The 18,356-nt window shown below is 72.4% G+C and carries 13 protein-coding genes; 10 read left to right on the forward strand and 3 right to left on the reverse strand.

The window, feature by feature from the left end; all coding sequences use genetic code 11:
• Nucleotide 1 precedes the first annotated feature (1 nt).
• The gene (locus OO62_RS12715; RefSeq protein ID WP_033267462.1) at nucleotides 2–988 is read left to right on the forward strand and encodes an MASE1 domain-containing protein; all 987 of its coding nucleotides are present in this window, start codon (nucleotides 2–4) and stop codon (nucleotides 986–988) included.
• A gap of 10 nt (nucleotides 989–998) precedes the next feature.
• Here OO62_RS12715 and OO62_RS12720 read toward each other — a convergent pair whose 3' ends face one another.
• On the reverse strand, nucleotides 999–2,066 hold the full coding sequence (locus tag OO62_RS12720) for an ATP-dependent DNA ligase (RefSeq protein ID WP_033267463.1): 1,068 nt from the start codon (nucleotides 2,064–2,066) through the stop codon (nucleotides 999–1,001).
• Nucleotides 2,067–2,177: 111 nt separating this feature from the next.
• Here OO62_RS12720 and ligD point away from each other — a divergent pair, with 111 nt between their 5' ends.
• The 3 genes from ligD (at nucleotide 2,178) to OO62_RS12735 (ending at nucleotide 5,103) form a co-directional block, all read left to right on the forward strand.
• Nucleotides 2,178–3,191 (forward strand): non-homologous end-joining DNA ligase, encoded by a 1,014-nt coding sequence (gene ligD / locus OO62_RS12725; RefSeq protein WP_033267464.1) that lies wholly within the window; start codon nucleotides 2,178–2,180, stop codon nucleotides 3,189–3,191.
• 237 nt (nucleotides 3,192–3,428) lie between these two features.
• Nucleotides 3,429–4,652, forward strand: a complete 1,224-nt coding sequence (locus tag OO62_RS12730; RefSeq protein ID WP_033267689.1) for a PP2C family protein-serine/threonine phosphatase — start codon at nucleotides 3,429–3,431, stop codon at nucleotides 4,650–4,652.
• A gap of 154 nt (nucleotides 4,653–4,806) precedes the next feature.
• On the forward strand, nucleotides 4,807–5,103 hold the full coding sequence (locus tag OO62_RS12735; RefSeq protein ID WP_051733065.1) for a hypothetical protein: 297 nt from the start codon (nucleotides 4,807–4,809) through the stop codon (nucleotides 5,101–5,103).
• Nucleotides 5,104–5,158: 55 nt separating this feature from the next.
• Here the strand turns inward: OO62_RS12735 and OO62_RS12740 are convergent, their stop codons facing one another.
• Complete coding sequence (locus OO62_RS12740) at nucleotides 5,159–6,706, reverse strand: AMP-binding protein (RefSeq protein WP_033267465.1); 1,548 nt, start codon at nucleotides 6,704–6,706, stop codon at nucleotides 5,159–5,161.
• Between the two features lie 444 nt (nucleotides 6,707–7,150).
• Between OO62_RS12740 and OO62_RS12745 the strand changes: the two genes are divergently transcribed.
• The gene (locus tag OO62_RS12745; RefSeq protein ID WP_033267466.1) at nucleotides 7,151–9,235 is read left to right on the forward strand and encodes a SpoIIE family protein phosphatase; all 2,085 of its coding nucleotides are present in this window, start codon (nucleotides 7,151–7,153) and stop codon (nucleotides 9,233–9,235) included.
• Nucleotides 9,236–9,647: 412 nt separating this feature from the next.
• Nucleotides 9,648–11,114, forward strand: coding sequence for an APC family permease (locus OO62_RS12750; RefSeq protein WP_051733067.1), 1,467 nt, complete (start codon nucleotides 9,648–9,650; stop codon nucleotides 11,112–11,114).
• A 988-nt stretch (nucleotides 11,115–12,102) separates the two neighbouring features.
• Here OO62_RS12750 and OO62_RS12755 read toward each other — a convergent pair.
• A complete protein-coding gene (locus tag OO62_RS12755; protein ID WP_033267692.1) occupies nucleotides 12,103–12,441 on the reverse strand; it encodes a hypothetical protein in 339 nt (112 codons plus the stop codon).
• Between the two features lie 448 nt (nucleotides 12,442–12,889).
• On the opposite strand from OO62_RS12755, the gene OO62_RS12760 reads away from it, so the two are divergent.
• The 4 genes from OO62_RS12760 (at nucleotide 12,890) to OO62_RS12775 (ending at nucleotide 18,338) form a co-directional block, all read left to right on the forward strand.
• Nucleotides 12,890–15,607 carry a SpoIIE family protein phosphatase/ATP-binding protein gene (locus OO62_RS12760; protein ID WP_033267467.1) on the forward strand — a complete coding sequence of 906 codons (2,718 nt, stop codon included), beginning with the start codon at nucleotides 12,890–12,892 and terminating at the stop codon, nucleotides 15,605–15,607.
• A gap of 30 nt (nucleotides 15,608–15,637) precedes the next feature.
• Nucleotides 15,638–16,033, forward strand: coding sequence for an SHOCT domain-containing protein (locus tag OO62_RS12765; protein ID WP_033267468.1), 396 nt, complete (start codon nucleotides 15,638–15,640; stop codon nucleotides 16,031–16,033).
• Nucleotides 16,034–16,126: 93 nt separating this feature from the next.
• On the forward strand, nucleotides 16,127–16,933 hold the full coding sequence (locus tag OO62_RS12770) for a DeoR/GlpR family DNA-binding transcription regulator (RefSeq protein WP_033267469.1): 807 nt from the start codon (nucleotides 16,127–16,129) through the stop codon (nucleotides 16,931–16,933).
• A gap of 106 nt (nucleotides 16,934–17,039) precedes the next feature.
• Nucleotides 17,040–18,338 (forward strand): four-carbon acid sugar kinase family protein, encoded by a 1,299-nt coding sequence (locus OO62_RS12775; protein ID WP_033267470.1) that lies wholly within the window; start codon nucleotides 17,040–17,042, stop codon nucleotides 18,336–18,338.
• Nucleotides 18,339–18,356 lie beyond the last annotated feature (18 nt).

The following is an 18,356-nucleotide window of genomic DNA, read 5'->3' on the forward strand; positions in this document are numbered from 1 at the left end:
TGTGGTGCGCCCCGAGGTACTCCGTCGTCCCGCACCGGCAATCCTGACGATCCTCGCGCTCGCCGCCGTCTACTGGGCGTCCGCACGGATCGGCCTGCTCGACCAGGTGGTGATCGCCGGTACCGTGGTCACGCCGTTGTGGCCCCCCACCGGCATCGCGCTGAGCAGCCTGCTCCTGCTGGGGCTGTGGACCTGGCCCGGCATCGCCCTCGGCACCGTCCTGGTCATCGCCACCCTCACCCGCCCCGACATCGCCGCCCTCGGCGTCATCGCGGGCAACACGCTCGCCCCCGTCTGCTCCTGCCTGATGCTGCGCAGCGTCGGTTTCCGCGTCGAACTTGACCGGCTGCGCGACGGGGTGGCGCTGGTCGCCCTCGGAGCCTTCGCCGGGATGGTGATCAGCGCGACGCTGGGCAGCGGCACCCAGGTGCTGGCCGGCCAGCTGCCACCCGGGGACTTCTGGCGGGCCTGGGCGGCGTGGTGGGTGGGCGACGCGATGGGCATCCTCGTGATCACCCCGCTGGTGCTCGCCCTGCGGAGGATCCGCTGGCCCCGGTACGTCCTCACGGTGCGCTGGGCGGAGGCGGCGGCACTGCTGGCCGCCACCGTCGTGGTCTCCCTGGTGGTGGTCAGGAGCGACATCTCGCTGCTCTTCCTGGTCTTTCCGCTGATCGTGTGGGCGGCGCTGCGCTTCCAGCTGGCCGGCGCGGCCCCGTGCGTGCTGATCGTGTCCGTGCTGGCGATCTCGTCGGCGATCGGCCGCAACGGGCCGTTCCAGGGCCGGAGCCTGCTGGCGGCGATGATCAACCTCCAGGCGCTCAACGCGTCCGCCGCGCTCACCGCGCTGCTGCTGTCGGCGATCGTCACCGAGCAGAACGCCATCCGGCGCAAGATCGAACTGGCCTGCCGGGAGCTGGCCGAGGTGGTCGACCGGCTCGCGCCGGGGGAGAGCCGGCGCCGCTGGCCGCCGGAGAACGGCCCGCGCTGAGCCGCGGCCCTCACCGGTCGGCGTGCAGTAGTTCCCCCAGGTCGTAGCCCACCGGCTCCTCCAACTGGTCGTAGGTGCAGCTCTCCGGCGTACGGTCGGGCCGCCAGTGCCGGAACTGCGCGGTGTGCCGGAACCGGTCGCCCTCCATGTGGTCGTAGGCGACCTCGCACACCCGCTCCGGGCGCAGCGGCACCCACGACAGGTCCTTGCCGCCGCTCCACCGGCTGGGCCCGCCCGGCATCCGCCGCGACGCGTGCGCCGCCTCGTCCGCCCACGCCCCCCACGGGTGCTCCGTGACGTCGTCCAGCCGCAGCGGCTCCAGCTCCTCGACGAGCGCGCGGCGCCTGGCCATCGGAAAGGAGGCGCACACCCCGACGTGCTGGAGCTGCCCCTCGGCGTCGTGCAGGCCCAGCAGCAGCGAGCCGACCACCGGCCCGCTCTTGTGCAGCCGGTAGCCGGCGACGACACAGTCCGCGGTGCGGGCATGCTTGATCTTGTACAGGGCGCGGTCGCCGGGCCGGTACGGCAGATGGAGCGGCTTGGCCACCACCCCGTCCAGCCCCGCTCCCTCGAACTGGGTGAACCAGCGGCGCGCCAGCTCCTGGTCCGTCGTCGCGGGCGCCGTGTACACCGGCGGCCGGGCCGGCCGCAACGCCTCGACCAGCGCCTCCCGGCGCGCCGATTGCGGTTCGGCGGTCAGCGCCCGGGTGTCCAGGGCCAGCAGGTCGAAGGCGACGAGGGAGGCGGGGGTGCGTTCGGCGAGGGTACGGACCCGGGAGTCCGCGGGGTGGATGCGCTCCAGCAGTTCCTCGAAGTGCAGCCGCCCGTCATGGGCGATGACGATCTCCCCGTCGACGACACAGCGCGACGGCAGCTGTTCCCGCGCCGCGGCGACCACCTCGGGGAAGTACCGGGTGAGCGGTTTCGTGGTCCGGCTGGTGATCTCGACCTCGTCGCCGTCCCGGAAGACGATTACCCGGAAGCCGTCCCATTTGGCCTCGTACTGCATGCCGGCGGGGATGTCCGTCACCAGCTTCGCGAGCATCGGGGAGACCGGGGGCATGACAGGCAGGTGCATGGTCCCGATCCTGAGGGCTGCGGCCGGGTCCCGCGCGCCGGGCGGCCGTACCCGGCCGGGGGCGGACGCTCCTGGCGCGCGCCACCGACAGCCGCAACCTAGCGTGGAGGCATGGCCGGAGGCGGAGCTGTCGAGCTGGACGTCGCGGGACGCACGGTGCGCGTGTCGAACCCGGACAAGACGTATTACCCGGAGCGCGGCTTCACCAAGCTGGACGTCGCGCAGTACTACCTCGCCGTCGCGGACGGGGTGCTGCGGGGCCTGCGCGACCGGCCCACCACCATGCAGCGCTTCCCCGACGGCGTGCAGGGCGAGTTCTTCTACCAGAAGCGGGCGCCCAAGGGCCTGCCGGACTGGCTGCCCACCGCCCGCATCGCCTTCCCCAGCGGGCGGTTCGCCGACGAGATGTGCCCCACCGAGCCCGCCGCCGTGGTCTGGGCGGCCAACCTGGGCTGTCTGACCTTCCACCCGTGGCCGGTGCGGCGCGGCGACACCGAGCACCCCGACGAACTGCGGATCGACCTCGACCCGCAGCCCGGTACGGACTTCGCGGACGCCGTCCGGGTCGCCCACGAGCTGCGCGGCCTGCTGACGGAACACGGGCTGCGCGGCTGGCCCAAGACCTCCGGCGGCCGAGGCGTGCACGTCTATGTGCCGATCCGCCCCCGCTGGACGTTCACCGAGGTCAGACGGGCCGCGATCACCCTGGCCCGGGAGATGGAGCGCCGGATGCCGGAGCTGGTGACCTCGGCCTGGTGGAAGGAGGAACGCGGCGAGAAGGTCTTCGTCGACTACAACCAGATGGCCAGGGACCGCACCATCGCCTCGGCCTACTCGCTGCGCGCCCGGCCCCGCGCCACCGTCTCCACCCCGCTGCGCTGGGAGGAGCTGTCCGACGCCGCGCCCGAGGACTTCGACCTGCGGACCGTACCGCCGCGCTTCGCCGAACTCGGCGATGTGCACGCGGACATGGCGGAGCACGCCTTCGGGCTGGACTCCGTCCTGGAGCTCGCGGACCGGCACGCGGCGGACGAGGGCCTGGGCGATCTGCCCTACCCGCCGGACCACCCGAAGATGCCCGGCGAGCCGGCCCGGGTACAGCCCAGCCGGGCCCGCAAGCGCTGAGGCCGGCCGGCGCGTCCGGTGCCGGCGGACCCGAACGGCGGCACCGGCAGTGATCGCCGCACGCCCGGGCCGGCCTGGCCGTTCGCCCGCCGGCCGGCGCGCGGCCGCCCCGGCCCGGCATGCGCGTCCGGGGTCCGGACGGGAACATTCGCACGTGGCGAAGGACAGGAACGCACCGGCGGCGAGCGGCGGGCCCGCGCCGGCCCGGCGGGCCGCCCCGGCGGACACGGACCGCACGTGAACGGGACACCGATCGACTACGAGGCGGTGTTCCGGGTGCTCCCGGGCGGATTGCTGCTGCTCAGCCCGGAGTTCGTCATCCTCGACGTCAACGAGACCCTGCTGCACCGGGCCGGGCGGGACCGCCGCCAGGTGATCGGCCGCTACCTCTTCGACGTCTTCCCCGACAACCCCGCCGACCCCGACGCGTCCGGCATGCGCAATCTGCTGGCGTCACTGGAGCGCGTGGTGGCCACCGGCGAGCGCGACACCATGGCGTTGCAGCGGTACGACATCGAGGCGCCCGGCCGGCCGGGGGTGTTCGCGGAGCGGTACTGGAGCCCGGTCAACTCGCCCGTCCTCGACGCCGCCGGCCGGGTCCAGCTGGTCGTGCACCGGGTCGAGGACGTCACCGAGATCGTCCGGGCCGGTGCCAGGGCACACGGCGACCGGGAGCGGATGGCGGCCGAACTCTACGCCCGGGCCCAGGAGCTCCAGGAGGTCAACGACCGGCTGCGGGCCTCGCACGCCCGGGAGCGCCAGGTGGTGCTGGCCCTCCAGGAGGCGATGCTGCCCAGGCCGCGCCCGGTGGGGCACCACCGGGCGGCGGTCCGCTACCGGCCGGCCATCGGCGCGCTGAACGTCTGCGGTGATTGGTACGACCTGGCCGAACTGCCCGGCGACCGGATGGCGGTGGCGGTCGGCGACGTCGTCGGGCACGGGCTGGACGCCGCCTGTGTGATGGGGCAGCTCCGCAGCGCGCTGAGCGCCGCTACCCAGGTCGCCGACGGCCCGGCCCGGGCGCTGGAGGTGCTGGGCATCTACGCGCGCTCCGTGGAGGGCGCGGAATCGACCACGGTGGCTCAGGCGATCATCGACTGGACCACCCACACCATCGCGTACAGCAGCGCCGGGCACCCGCCGCCGGCCCTGCTGCACCCGGACGGCACCGTCGAGCTGCTGGACGGGGCGACCGACCCGCCGCTGGGGGCGCGGCCGGAGCATGTGGACCGCCCCGAGGCGCGGGTCCCCTTCACCGACGACGCGGTGCTGGTGCTGTACACGGACGGGCTGATCGAGCGCCGCCGCGAGGACATCGACGTCGGTCTGGCCCGGCTGGCCGGTTCGCTGGCCCGGCACCGGGGCGCCGATGCCGAGACGCTGGCCGACGCGCTGCTGGCCGAGCTGCTTCCGCCCGGCGGAGCCACCGATGACACCGCGCTCGTCGTCATCCGGCTCTGAACATGGCGAACGCGGAATCACTTTGCCTTTTCATTGCCTCGGTTGGAGCAATTCTTGGGGCTGTTGGAGTGGCTGTTCGTCGTGTCTGCGGGGTTTGCGTCCCGGCGCGGTATTCATCGCAATGTCAGATTTCCTGCCAAACAGGAGAACGCAAATGCGCAAGATCATAGGCCGTTCCGTGGCCGCCGCGGCCATCGCCGCCGCCACCGTCGTCCCGCTCGCCGGTGTGGCTTCGGCCGCCCCCGAGAAGCCGGTCGCTCAGTCGGCCAGCTACGACCACCACGGTCGCAACCACCACCGGCACCACCACGGCTGCCACCACCACCACTTCGGCTACGACCGTTTCGGCTACGGCGGCTTCGGCGGCTACGGCAACGGCTTCGGCTACGGCAACGGTTTCGGCAACGGCTTCGGCCCCTTCGGGTTCGGTGGCCTGTTCGGCCTGATCTGATCAGGAGCAGTCCAGCGAGGCCGCCGCAGCGTTCAGCTGCGGCGGCCCCACTGCGTCAGCCGGCGGCAGCGGCCTCCTGCTCGGCCCGCCGGCGCAGTTCCTTCTTGTCCGGCTTCCCGGCATCGGTCAGCGGCAGCGCGTCGACGAAGGTGATCCGGGCCGGCTCGTACATCGCCCCGCGCGCGGCGCAGACCATCTCGCGCAGCTGCTGCGCGTCGACGGAGCTGCCCGGACGCCGGACGACGGCGGCGTGCACCAGCTCCATGCGGTCGGCGTCACGGACACCGAAGACCGCGCTCTGGAGTACCTGCGGGTGCGAGTTCAGCAGGTCCTCCAGCTCGGTCGTGTACACATGGCCGCCGACCACGACGATCATGTCCTTGATCCGGTCGACGATGGTCAAGTAGCCCTCGTCGTCGAGGAATCCGACGTCGCCGGTGTGCAGCCAGCCGTCCCGCAGCACCTCGGCGGTCAGCTCCGGCTGCTTCCAGTACCCCTTCATGATCATGGCCGAGCGCACGCATACCTCGCCGTGCTCGCCGGGCGGCAGATCGCGGCCCGACTCGTCGCGGATCGCCACCTCCACGTCGGGCAGCACCTTCCCCGCGGAGCGCAGCCGGTCGGGGCGGTCGACGTCGTGATCCTCCTGGGTGAGAACGCTGATGCCGCCGGCCTCGTTCTGCCCGTACCCCTGGAGCAGGACCGGGCCGAACGCCCGCACCGCGTCGGCTATGCGGGCCGGCGACGCCTGGCAGCCGCCGTACGTCAGCATCCGCAGGCTGGAGGTGTCGGTGTGCGGTGCGTCCGGGTGGTCCATCAGCTGGTAGAGCAGCGGCGGCAGCAGGAACATGTCGGTGATGCGCTCGCGGGCGATGGTGGCGAGCACGGTGCCGGGCTCGAAGTCGTCCAGCAGCACGATCGTCCCGCCCGATTGCAGCGTGCTGTCGGCCATCAGCCCGGCGGCGTGCGCCAGGGTCGTGCAGACCAGCTGGCGGCGCTCGAACTCCGGTTGTTCCGGCAGCACTCCGTGGAACCAGCGGGTCTGCTCGAAGGTGGTGCAGATGCCCTTCGGGTGGCCGGTGGTACCGCCGGTGTGGCGGATGGTGCACACGTCCTCGGGCTCGGCCCGGCCGGCGAACGGCTCGTCGGACTGGCCGGCCGCCAGCTCCAGCAGATCGGCGCCCACCTTGGCGGGGCCGAGCACCAGGACCTCCGGCACCGGCGCCAGCTCGATGAGCTCGGCCGCCCGTTCGCTCAGCCGCGGGTCGACGATCAGCGCGCGGGTCTCGACATCGCGGACGATGTGGGCCTGGGACTCGGCGGAGAGCTTGTTGTAGAGGTGGTTGACCCGGGCGCCCACGAGGTTGGCCGCGTAGCGGGCGGCGAGCGTCTCCGGGAGGTTGCCGCTGAGCAGGGTGACGGTGTCCGCGCGGCCGACGCCGCGGGCGCTGAGTGCCCGCGCCAGGCGGTGGACCAGGGAGCGGAACTCGCCGGCCGTTACCCGGCGTCCCTGGTGGACCAGGGCCTCACGCGCCGGGTCTGCGCTAAGTGCATCGAGATTCTCCTCCACGTAGGTACGGAACGTCCGATCGGTGATGGACATGATGGCGGGCTTCCTCCTGACACCGGCGGACGCGGTCCCTGCCGCCGGAGCGCAATGACGATATTTAGTTGCTAGAGGCAACAAAGCTAGCGTAGTCGCTGGAGATCAACATTCCCAAGTCGGAGGCTGCCGCGGGGACCTCGCCTGCCGGCCGTGCCCGGCCACGGCCCTTGCCCCACAAGGCCGCCGGCCGCTCCACCCGCGCCCGCAGCCCGGCCGGAATCGTCGCCCCGAATATCGTCAACAAGGTCGCCGACCTGCGGACCGCGGCGGATAATGCTCCCTCGCGCACGGGATGCCCTTGCCCTGCGGCTCTCGCTCTCCCTGCGGGGCCGTCCCGTGTCGGGAGATGATGGAGGGCAACACGAGTACGGCGAGAATCGGCCGATGTACGGAGAGCGCCACGGCTGTCGGTCAGCGGTGACCGGCGGAAGGAGTGCCTGGATGGGTGCGACCGACGCGTTCCCCGAGGGTGCCACCCCGGTCGGGGCCACACCGGGACAGCCCGGCGGCCTGCTCGACGTGCTGGGCGTCGCCGCCGTGATGCTGGACGCAGAGGGACGGATCGCCCTGTGGAGCCCGCAGGCCGAGGCGCTCTTCGGCTGGACCGCGGCGGAAGCACTCGGCCGACCGGCCGCCCAGCTCCTCGTCCAGCCCGAGCACTTCGAGCTCGTTCTGCGACTGTTCGCCGAGGTCATGGCCGGGGGCGGGAGCTGGGCCGGGGTCTTCCCGATCCGGCACAAGGACGGCAGCACCCGGCTCGTCGAATTTCGCAACATGCGCCTGACGGACGAGCACGGCAAGTCCTACGCGTTGGGCATCGCCACCGACCAGGCCGTGCTGCGCCGCGTCGAACGGGACCTGGCGCTGTCCGTACGGCTGGTGGCCCAGTCACCGATCGGCCTGGCCGTCCTGGACACCGCGCTGCGCTTCGTCATGGTCAACCCGGCGCTGGAGCGCATCAACGACCTGCCCGCCGAACAGCACATCGGCCGCCATGTCCGCGACGCGCTGTCCTTCCTCGACGCCGAGGTCATCGTCTCCCGGATGGAGGAGGTCCTCGCCACCGGGCGGCCGCTGCTCGACCAGTACACCGTCGGCTGTACCGCCGTCGACCCCCAGGCCGATCAGGCATGGTCGGTGTCCTACTACCGGCTGGAGGACGCCCACGGCCGGGTGCTGGGCCTGGCCACCTCCGTCGTCGATGTCAGCGAGCAGCACCGGTCCGCCACCGAAGCCGCCCGCGCCCGCCGGCGGCTGGCCATGATCGCCGACGCCTCGGCCACCGTCGGCACCACCCTCGACGTCGACCAGACGGCCCACGAGCTGGCCGATGTCATCGTGCCCGAACTGGCCGACATGGCCGCGGTCGACGTCCTCGACGCCGTCCTGGACGGCCGGCGCCCCACCGCGCTGTCCCGCGGGGGCCCCGCCCGCTTCCGTGCGCTCGCGGTCGCCACCGCGTACGAGACCGACGCGATACGTGCCGCCGACCCCACCGGCCAGATCGCCTCCTACGAGGCCGACCGGCTGATCACCCGCTGTGTGACCGAGGCCCGCCCGGTCCGCGTCGCCCAGGTGGACGAGAAGGACCTGTCACGCATCGCCGCGGACCAGGCGGGAGCCGTCCTGCTGGCGGAGGCCGGAGTCCACTCCTATCTGGCGGTGCCGCTGATCGCCCGCGGGGAGGTGCTCGGCGCGCTCTCGCTCTACCGCGCACGCAACGCCGAGCCGTTCGACGAGGACGATGCGGTGCTCGCCGTCGAGCTGGCGGCGCGGGCCGCGGTCTGCATCGACAACGCCCGCTCGTACCAGAGCGAACGCCGCACCGCGCTCACCCTGCAGCGCCACCTGATGAACCACCGGCCGCCGCAGCCCAAGGCGATGCAGATCGCCTACCGCTACCAGCCCGCCCAGGCCGCCAGCGAGGTCGGCGGCGACTGGTTCGACGCCATCCCGGTGGCGGGCGACAAGACCGCCCTGGTGGTCGGCGATGTGATGGGCAGCGGGATCAACGCCGCCGCCACCATGGGCCAGCTGCGCACCACCACCCGTGCGCTGGCCGACCTCGACCTCGACCCCGCCGAGGTGCTCAGCCATCTCGACCACATCGCGGGGGGCCTCGACCCGGCCTTCGCCACCTGCCTGTACGCCGTCTACGACCCGCGCCGCAGCCTGTGCCGGATCGCGGTCGCCGGGCACCTGCCGCCCGTCCTGGTACGTCCCGGCCGGCCGCCCGAGCTGCTCGATCTGCCCACCGGCGCCCCGCTCGGCGTCGGCGGCGTCCCGTTCGAACAGATCACGGTCCCGTTGCGCGAGGGCGACCAGCTGGTGCTCTATACGGACGGGCTGATCGAGACCCGCGAGCAGGCCATCGACGTCCGCCTCGAGAAGCTGCTGACCCTGCTCGCCGAGCCCGAGGAAGATCTGGAGCGGCTGTGCGACCGCCTGCTGGGCGACCTGCGCGACGAGCACGGCCACGACGACGTCGCCCTGCTCATCGCCCGGGTCCACGGCCCGGAGGAATGAGCGCGCCACCGGAGGTCTGCTCCGGAAGCCCGGCCCGGTGCACTCCTGGAGTACGGCCCGGTGCGCTCCTGGGCTTCGGACCGCACCTTCCTTCCTGAAGTTCGCTCCCGGTACGGCTGTACCGCAACGGATTCGACGGTGCCTTTCCGGACACGGTGGCCGGATCCCTTACGCGCTTACCTCGGCCGCGAAATCCGCTTCCACACCGCGTCCATGACATGGATACGGGTATTTGCCTGCTCAACAGCTACGGATTTCGTTGTCTCACCCTGTTAACAAGACCTTGACGTCGGTCGACGGCGGGGGTTTTATTCGGTCACCAAAGCGGCGCCTGTGAGCAGCCGGGTTCACGCCGCTTCACCGCGCACTTCCCCGTAAGTGCCCTCCTGCCGCCAGCACCGATGGGATACGGATGACCGATATGCCCTACACGCCTGTTGCCACCGCAGCATCGCCGCGGGACACCCGTAGTGCAGCGGAAGGGGACGCTGCCAACGCCCCCAAACTCACCCGCTCGATCGGCGTGGTGGGCGGAACCCTGCTCACGCTCTCGTGCCTGACGCCGGCGTCCTCGCTCTTCGTGATCGTGCCGGACTCGTTCGCCAGCCTGGGCACGGGCACCGCGCTCACCATCGCCATCGCGGGCCTGCTGTGTATCGGGGTGGCCTTCACCTACTCCGAACTCGGCACGCTGATCCCCAGCTCCGGCGGCGAGTACGCCATGGTCGGCACCCTCATGGGTCGCCTCGCCGGATGGCTGGTTTTCATCCTCTCGCTGATCGTCGTCATGATCGTGCCGCCCATCATCGCGCTGGGCACGGCCGACTATCTGGCACCGATCATCCATCTCGATCCGCAGTTGACGGCCGCCGCCGTGATGCTGCTGGCCACCGCCATGGGCCTGCTCGACCTGCGCGCCAACGCCTGGATCACCGGCATCTTCCTCGTACTCGAGGTCGTGGCCTGCGCGGTCGTCGCCTTCCTCGGCTTCACCCACACCCATCGCTCGGCCTCCGTGCTCGTCCACCCCGTCATCGACGCCGGTCACGGGCACACCACGGCCGTCACCGCCGGTCTGATCGTGACCGGACTCGCCACCGCGCTCTTCATCCTTCAGGGCTTCTCCACCGCGGTGTACCTCGCCGAGGAGATGGAGAACCCGCGCCGCAACGTCTCCCGCACCGTGCTGTGGACCCTCGGTATCGGCGCGGCCGTCGTACTGATCCCGGTGATCGCCATCACTCTCGGCGCGCCCGACCTGAAGACCCTCGGCGCCGGTGACGTGGCCGGGATGGTGGTGCAGTGGAGCAACTCCGGTGTCGGTACCTTCGTCAGCCTCTGCATCGCCCTGGCGATCATCAATGCCGCCATCGTGATGGTGATCCAGAACTCCCGGGTGGTCTTCTCCTCGGCCCGCGACGCCGCCTGGCCGACCCCGGTCAACCGCGTCTTCTCGCACGTCGGACGGCGCTTCGGCTCCCCGTGGGCGGCCACCCTCGCGGTCGGTGTCCCCGGAGCGGCGCTGTGCTTCGTCAACCTGGACACCCTCAGTGAGGTCACCGGGGTGGCGGTCGCCGCGATGTACGTCTTCGTCGCCCTGGGCGCCCTGGTCTCGCGCCGCGGCGACCACAAGCACCGGATGGCCTGGCGGATGCCGCTGTGGCCGACGATCCCGGCGCTGCTGATCGTGGTGCTGGCCTGGGTGCTCTACCAGCAGAGCGTCAAGAGCCTCGTCATCACCGGCGTCATCGTCGCCGTCGCCGCGCTGTACTGGGCCTTCTACCTCCGCCCCCGCCAGGAGACGCACTGGGTGATCTCGGTCCCCGAGGACGAGCAGGCACCGGTCGAGGCGCCGCTTGCGGCGTCCACCCCCGCGTAGGGCCGCGCCGCGACCGGCCGGCGACTGGAGCGCCGGCCGGCTCGCGGCCCCTCCTGGCCGGAGGGCGGGTGCCGCCGCCGGCCTTGCAGGGGCCTGAAGATGCCTGCCGAGTTCCTTGCGGCAGCGGCTCCCACCGAGAAGTACCAAGCCCGCCCGGTGCGTACGCGCCGGGCGGGCTTGGCGGTTGCGTGGAGCCTTGTCGGCGCTGTGTGGCTTCCGGTTGGCGGTTGGGTGGCGGCTACCGGTTGGTGGTTGCCTGGTTTCCTGCATTCCTGCCGCTCCTGTTTTTCCCCGCCGCCCACCCCCCTTCGGGGGGTGGGCGGGTGTAGTGACGCGGGTGCCCACCCCTGGCGGGGTGGGGGAGGCGGGGGCAACGGGGCGGGGAGGAGGCGCGGGAGACCGAGGGAGGGCAGCCGGCTGCGTCGGTCCGGAGGTGGGCCTGCGCTGGAAGCCGCGGCCATGTGAGTCGACGGGGAGGTTGGCCTGCGGCCGGGAAAGCGCGGCCGTACGGGCACACTCGCCCGTGGCCGAGCCTTGGAGGGCGCCAGCGGTACGAGGGCCCGCCCGCTGAGGACTTGCGGCCGGGAGGACGGCAGTGCGCCCGAGTCTGCCCGGTGGCGAGCCAGGGGCTGGGGGAGGGAGGGCGCCAGCGGTACGAGGGCCTGCCCGGTGACGAGCTACGGCTGGGGGAGGGCGGCAGAGGTGCGTGGGCGGGCCCGGGGACGAGTTGGTGGCTGTGGTGCGGCAGAAGTGCGAGAGCCTGCCAAGTGACGAGCCAGGGCCTGGGGAGAGGCGGCAGAGAGGCGCGAGGCTGCCCGTCGCCAAGAGCCAGGGGTCGGAAGGGCCACGGAGGTGCGCTGCGGCGTCTTGCCGCTGACGCTCCGCGGGCGGGAAGGGGGCCGCGCTCGCCGGGCGCCCCCGCCGCCCGCTGGCGGCCTCCGCGCTCCGTGGGCGGGCGTCCCCGCTTCGTCAGTGGTCTCCGGGGCCCTCAGTGCTCCGCGGGCCGGGAGAGTGCCAGGGCGTCCAGCAGGAGGCATACGTGGTCGACGGCGTCGCGGCCGACCGGGGATTCGGCTGCCGGGGCGTCGTCGAGCAGCGCGGCGGTCATCCGGAGCAGCTGCAGCAGCCGCTCGGTGGCGCCGTCGGCCGGTTCTGCGTGTGCCAGGACGGACCGGACCTGCTCGCCCGTGAGGGGCTGCCCGGTTTCGAGGAAGCGGAACAGCGCCACGGCGGCTCGCCGGTCGGCGTCGTTGGGCTTCCACAGTCCGAGCGCGTGGTGGTCGATGAGCGCGGCCGCCTCGGCACGGATCTCCTCTGGAACATGCATGCCCACGAACGTCTCATACCGCCGGACCGGCGTACACGACGCCAAGATCGGCCCCCACGTCGTCCCCCGGCCCGCTTCCGGGCCTCGCCGGGCCGCGCTGACCAGGCACGTTGTGCCGAAGCGCGGGTCACGCGGCGGCCTTTCCCCTGCCCTGTACGGCTTCAAACCTGTGGGGAGAGTTACATGCACAGTCCAGAAACCGGGCGGGGTCGGGCCGCCCGAACCGCTCCGTTGACCGGCGCTTATGTCCCCTTCGTCGAAGACCTTCGCATATGTGCGGCAGTAAAACCTACCCAGGGGTCTTCCCGCCCTCTGGCGTCCGGCCCCGGATCACGGGACGATCCTCGAACAGCCCGTGAGGCCGTCCGGCACGGCACGGGCTCCAGTGGAGGCTGCGCTCCGCAGTGCGCGGCTCGCCCACCGTATGCGGGAGGTGTAGAAAGAGGACATGGCCGGACGCTACGGCCGCCCGCGTTCGGTTCTCAGGATGCGAACTGTCGCAGGTCAGGTCTTTCTCCTGCAGGTGGCGATCGTGGTGGTGCTGGTCGCCGCCGCCATGGCGGCGCTCGTGCTGCAGTCCCGGTCCGACTCGGAACGCGAGGCCCGCCACCGCTCGCTCGCGGTCGCCCAGTCGTTCGCGAACGCGCCGGGCATGCAGGCGGCGTTGCAGAGTCCCGACCCGACCGCGGTGCTGCAGCCGCGCGCGGAGGCCGCCCGTAAGAGCACCGGCGTCGACTTCATCGTCGTGATGAACACGCAGGGGATCCGCTACACGCATCCGATGAAGAACCGGATCGGCAAGAAGTTCGTCGGCACCCTGCAGCCGGCGCTGTCCGGCGGGGTGGTCACCGAGAAGATCGTCGGCACCATCGGGCCCCTCGTTCAGGCCGTGGTGCCGGTCTTCGGCAGCGACGGCAAGGTCATCGGGCTGGTCTCGGCCGGCATCACCATCAAGAAGGTCAGTGGCGTCGTTGACGACCAGTTCCCGCTGCTCTTCGGGGCCGCGGCGGGCGTCCTCGTGCTTGCCCTCGGCGGTACCGCCCTGGTCGGCCGGCGGCTGCGCCGGCAGACCCACGGCCTCGGCCCGGCCGAGATGACCCGGATGTACGAGCACCACGACGCGGTGCTGCACGCCGTACGGGAAGGCGTGATCATCGTCGGTGGCGACGGCCGGGTGCTGCTCGCCAACGACGAGGCGCGCCGGCTGCTCGACCTGCCCGCGGACGTCGAAGGGCGCCAGGCCACCGAGCTCGGCCTCGATCCCGCCACCGCCCAGCTGCTCGCCTCCGGCCGTGCGGTCACCGACGAGGTGCACCCGGTCGGCGAACGGCTGCTGGCCGTCAACCAGCGCTCGACGGACGAGGCCGGCGGGCCGCCGGGCAGCGTGACGACCCTGCGCGACACCACCGAGCTGCGGGCGCTCACCGGCCGGGCCGACGTCGCCCGTGGGCGGCTGAAGCTGCTCTACGACGCCGGTACCGAGATCGGCACGACCCTCGATGTCGTCCGTACCTGTGAGGAACTGGCGGAGTTCGCCTCCTCCCGGTTCGCCGACATCGTCACCGTCGACCTGGTGGAGGACGTGCTGACCGGCGAGGAGCCGTCGCGCGTCACCGGCACGGACATCACGATGCGGCGTACCGCGGTGTCCGGCGCGCCGCCGGACACCGGGCTCTATCCGGTCGGTGAACTGATCCGTTTTGATCTGTCGACCTCGCTCGGTGCCGGGCTCACCAGCGGCGAGCCGGTGCTCGAACCGGATCTGGCCGCCTTCCGGGGCTGGCACCTGCAGCATCCCCAGCGCGCCAGGAAGATCGTCTCGCGCGGGATCCACTCCATGATCGCCGTACCGCTGCGGGCCCGCGGCGCCATCCTGGGCGTGGTCCTCTTCTGGCGTTCGCAGAACCCCCAGCCGTTCGAGGAGGAGGACCTTTCCCTCGCCGAGGAGCTGGTCGCCCGCGCCGCGGTGAGCCTCGACAACGCCCGCCGCTACACGCGCGAGCACAACATGGCGGTCACCCTGCAGCGCAGCCTGCTGCCGCGCGGCCTGCCGGAGCAGAACGCCGTCGAGGCCGCCTACCGCTACCTGCCCGCGCAGGCCGGGCGCGGCGGGCTCGGCGGCGTCGGTGGTGACTGGTTCGACATCATCCCGCTGCCCGGCGCGCGGGTGGCGCTGGTCGTCGGGGACGTCGTGGGGCACGGTCTGCACGCCGCCGCCACCATGGGCCGGCTGCGCACCGCGGTGCACAACTTCGCCAACCTGGACCTGCCGCCCGACGAGATCCTCTGGCACCTCGACGAGCTCGTCACCCGCATCGACCAGGACGAGGGGGCCGAGGGGGCGGAGGCCCCGGTCACCGGCGCGACCTGCCTCTACGCCATCTACGACCCGGCGACCGGTACCTGCACCATGGCGCGCGCCGGGCACGTCCAGCCGCTGGTCGTGCGGCCGGACGGCACCGCCGAGCTGGCGGACGTACCGGGCGGGCCACCGCTCGGGCTCGGCGGGCTGCCCTTCGAGACCTGGCAGCAGCCGCTGCCCGAGGACAGCCGGCTGGTCCTCTTCACCGACGGGCTCGTCGAGGACCGCGACCGGGACATCGACGAGGGCCTGGCGCTGCTGACCCGCACCCTTTCCGGCCACGCCGAACAGTCCCCGGAGGAGATCTGCGAGGCCGCGCTCGGCGCGCTGCTGCCGGAGCGCCCCAGCGACGACATCGCGCTGCTGGTCGCCCGTACGCGGGTGCTGGACGCCGCGCACGTCGCCGACTGGGACGTGCCGCCCGACCCCTCCGCGGTGGCCCAGGTCCGGGCCGCCGCGGTCCGCAAGCTGATCGAGTGGGGCCTGGCGGACGAGGCGTTCACCACCGAGCTGATCCTCAGCGAGCTGGTCACCAACTCCATCCGCTACGCCTCCGGGCCGATCCGCGTACGGCTGATCCGCGACACCGCGCTGATCTGCGAGGTGTCCGACCGCAGCAGCACCTCGCCGCATCTGCGGCAGGCCGCCACCACGGACGAGGGCGGACGCGGTCTCTTCCTGATCGCGCAGCTCGCCGAGCGCTGGGGCACCCGGTACACCTCCGGCGGCAAGGTCATCTGGACCGAGCAGACGCTGCCCGACCGTGATGTGGTCGCGGGAGGGGCCGACGTCGAGGATGCTTGAGGGTGACGGCGCGGACCGAAGGAGGCCGTGATGGACTACCCGCTGCTCAACGCGTTCTGGACGATGTGCCTGGTCTTCCTCTGGGTGATGTGGTTCTTCCTGCTGTTCAGGATCATCGGGGACATCTTCCGCAGCTCGGACCTCAACAACTGGGCCAAGACGGGGTGGCTGGTCATGGTGCTCGTGCTGCCGTTCCTCGGCGTCTTCATCTACGTGCTCGCGCGGGGCCGCAGCATGACCGAACGCGAGGTCGCCCGGGCCGAGCAGCAGCAGAAACAACTGCGGAGCTACCTCCGGGAGACCGCCGGGACCGACGACGCGGCCGCCCGGCACGCGGAGGCGCTGGCCAAGCTCGCCGATCTGAAGTCACACGGGGACATCACCGAGGAGGAGTTCCAGAAGGCCAAGGCCAAGGTGCTCGCCTGACGGTCCACCGCCGTAACGGGTCACCGCTCGGGGGAGCCGTCGACTTGTTAGTCTCAAGTTGCGTGAATCGCGCAACTTGAGAGGTGGACAGTCGTGACCAATGGGGAGCGTTCGGCCACCCGGCGCCGGCGTGAGCGGATGGTGGAGCTGCTGGGCGCGGGCGACATCAGCGTGCACGACCTGGCGGCCGAGTTCGATGTCTCGCTGTCCACCGTGCGCCGCGACCTGGCGACGCTGGCCGCCGACGGGCGGATCACCCGCACGTACGGCGGCGCGGTCGACCACCGCGCGGTGGAGCGCTCCTGGCACGACAAGGAGCGCGAGCAGCGCACCGCGAAGGACGCCATCGCCCGCGCCGCCGCCGCGCTGGTCCGCAGCGGCGACGTGGTGCTCCTGGACGCGGGCACCACGGTCGCCCGGCTGGCGCACGAGCTGCGCGACCGCACCGACATCACCGTCGTCACCAACGGGCTCTCCACACTCGTCGAGTTGGCCGACGCGCGGGTGGAGGTCGTGGTGCTGGGCGGCAGGCTGCGGCGCCCGAACGAGTCGCTGCTGGGCATCCGCACCGAACAGGCGCTGCGCCGGCTCACCCCGGACCTCGCCTTCCTGGGGGTCGACGGGCTCGACCCCCGCAGAGGCATCAACTGCCCGGACGCCGACCAGGCCGCTCTCAAGGAGACGATGGCCGGCTGCGCCCGGGCGGCCTGGGTGCTCGCCGACCACTCCAAGCTCGGCGGGGACGGAGGCTTTCCCCACTGGGCGGCGATGCCGGCCGGCACCGGCCTGATCTCCGGTGGCGACGACCGGCGGCTGGGCGCGTTCGCGGACGCGGGGTGGTCGGTCCGCGCCGCCGGAGCCGGGCCCCGCACACCTCTTGACAGCCCGCTCGGCGAGTAGCCAGTCTGAGGCCACGAGTTGCGTGGATCGCGCAATCAAAAATGCGCGGTTCACTCATCAAGGATATCGGGGCCGTGCCGGCACCGAGCCGACGGGAGGAGCCCTCGTGGCCCAGGTGCTCGTCATCGGAGACGACCTCACCGGCGCCAACGCGACCGGCGCGCTCTACGCGCGGCTCGGCCTGCGGGCCGTCACCGTCAGCGCACTTCCCCAAGTCGAGCGCTGGGTGGACCGGGTGGACGTGCTCGTCGTCAACACCGCCTCCCGCCACTGGCCTTCCGCCCGCGCCTACGCCGCCGTCCGCGCCGTCGCCGAGACGGCGGGCCGGGCACCCCTGATCGTCAAACGCGTCGACACCACCCTGCGCGGCAACCCCGGCAGCGAGCTCGACGCGGTGCTCGACCTCGCAGCCACCCGAGACCCCTCGGCCCGGATCCGCACACTGGCCGTCCCAGCCTTCCCCGACGCCGGCCGCAGCACGGTCGGCGGCCTGCACCTCGTCGACGGCGTACCGCTGACCCGTACGGCCGTCGCCCGCGACCCCTTCGACCCCGTACGGCACTCGCGGGTGGCCACCGTGCTGGGCACGCAGACCCGGCGGACCACGGGTGAGCTGACCCTGGACGTGGTCGAACGCGGCTCGGATGCGGTGGCCGCGGCGCTCCGGGCGGACCCGGCCGAGATCGTGGTCTGCGACGCCACCGAGAACGACCATCTGCACACCCTCGCGGTGGCCGCCGCCCGCCTCACCGCCGAGGACGCCGTCCGCTGGGTCGCCCTGGACTCCGGCCCGTTCGGCGCCGCGCTCGCCGCCGAGCTGGGCCTGCGGCCCCAAGACGGCGCTCCCGCCCGGCTCCTGGCCGTCGTCGGCAGCGTCACCGACCGCACCCGCACCCAACTCGCCCGTACGGAAACCACGCTCGGCGCCCGGTGGGCCGACCTCGACCCCGCCGCCCCGGACGCCGACCGGGTGCTCGCGGCGCTGCGCCAGGCGGCGGGGGAGGGCGCCACGGTGCTCGGCGTCCGGGTGGCCCCGCCGCCACCGACGGCGCCCGGCGGACCGCTCCCCGCACCCGATCCCGACACCGCCGCGCGCCTCCTGCGCTGCCTCGCCGAGGTGACCCGCCGCGCGGTCGCCGAGCTGAGCCCCGGCGGGCTGTACGCGTCCGGCGGCGATGTCGCGGCGGCCGTCACGTCGGCGCTGGGCGCCGACGGCTTCGCCATCGAGGCCGAGGTGCTGCCGCTCGCCATCGCCGGCCACCTGGTGGGCGGCCCGCACGACGGACTGCTCTTCGCCACCAAGGGCGGCCTGATCGGCGGGCCCGACGCCACCCGCGACTGCCTGGAGCACCTGCGCGCGGCCTGCACCCGGCACACCCTCCGCACCACCGTGAGCAGCCGATGAACCGCCCCGGCGCCCCAC

This window comes from Streptomyces lydicus, assembly GCF_000717345.1.
GTDB classification, from domain to species: domain Bacteria; phylum Actinomycetota; class Actinomycetes; order Streptomycetales; family Streptomycetaceae; genus Streptomyces; species Streptomyces lydicus.

Excerpts from the sequence above, each read along its gene's own strand:
- ligD (WP_033267464.1), top strand. The coding sequence starts at position 2,178 with ATGGCCGGAGGCGGAGCTGTCGAGCTGGACGTCGCGGGACGCACGGTG.
- OO62_RS12765 (WP_033267468.1), top strand. The coding sequence starts at position 15,638 with ATGGACTACCCGCTGCTCAACGCGTTCTGGACGATGTGCCTGGTCTTC.
- OO62_RS12740 (WP_033267465.1), bottom strand. The coding sequence starts at position 6,706 with ATGTCCATCACCGATCGGACGTTCCGTACCTACGTGGAGGAGAATCTC.
- OO62_RS12755 (WP_033267692.1), bottom strand. The coding sequence starts at position 12,441 with ATGCATGTTCCAGAGGAGATCCGTGCCGAGGCGGCCGCGCTCATCGAC.
- OO62_RS12720 (WP_033267463.1), bottom strand. The coding sequence starts at position 2,066 with ATGCACCTGCCTGTCATGCCCCCGGTCTCCCCGATGCTCGCGAAGCTG.
- OO62_RS12760 (WP_033267467.1), top strand. The coding sequence starts at position 12,890 with ATGGCCGGACGCTACGGCCGCCCGCGTTCGGTTCTCAGGATGCGAACT.
- OO62_RS12745 (WP_033267466.1), top strand. The coding sequence starts at position 7,151 with ATGGGTGCGACCGACGCGTTCCCCGAGGGTGCCACCCCGGTCGGGGCC.
- OO62_RS12750 (WP_051733067.1), top strand. The coding sequence starts at position 9,648 with ATGACCGATATGCCCTACACGCCTGTTGCCACCGCAGCATCGCCGCGG.
- OO62_RS12735 (WP_051733065.1), top strand. The coding sequence starts at position 4,807 with ATGCGCAAGATCATAGGCCGTTCCGTGGCCGCCGCGGCCATCGCCGCC.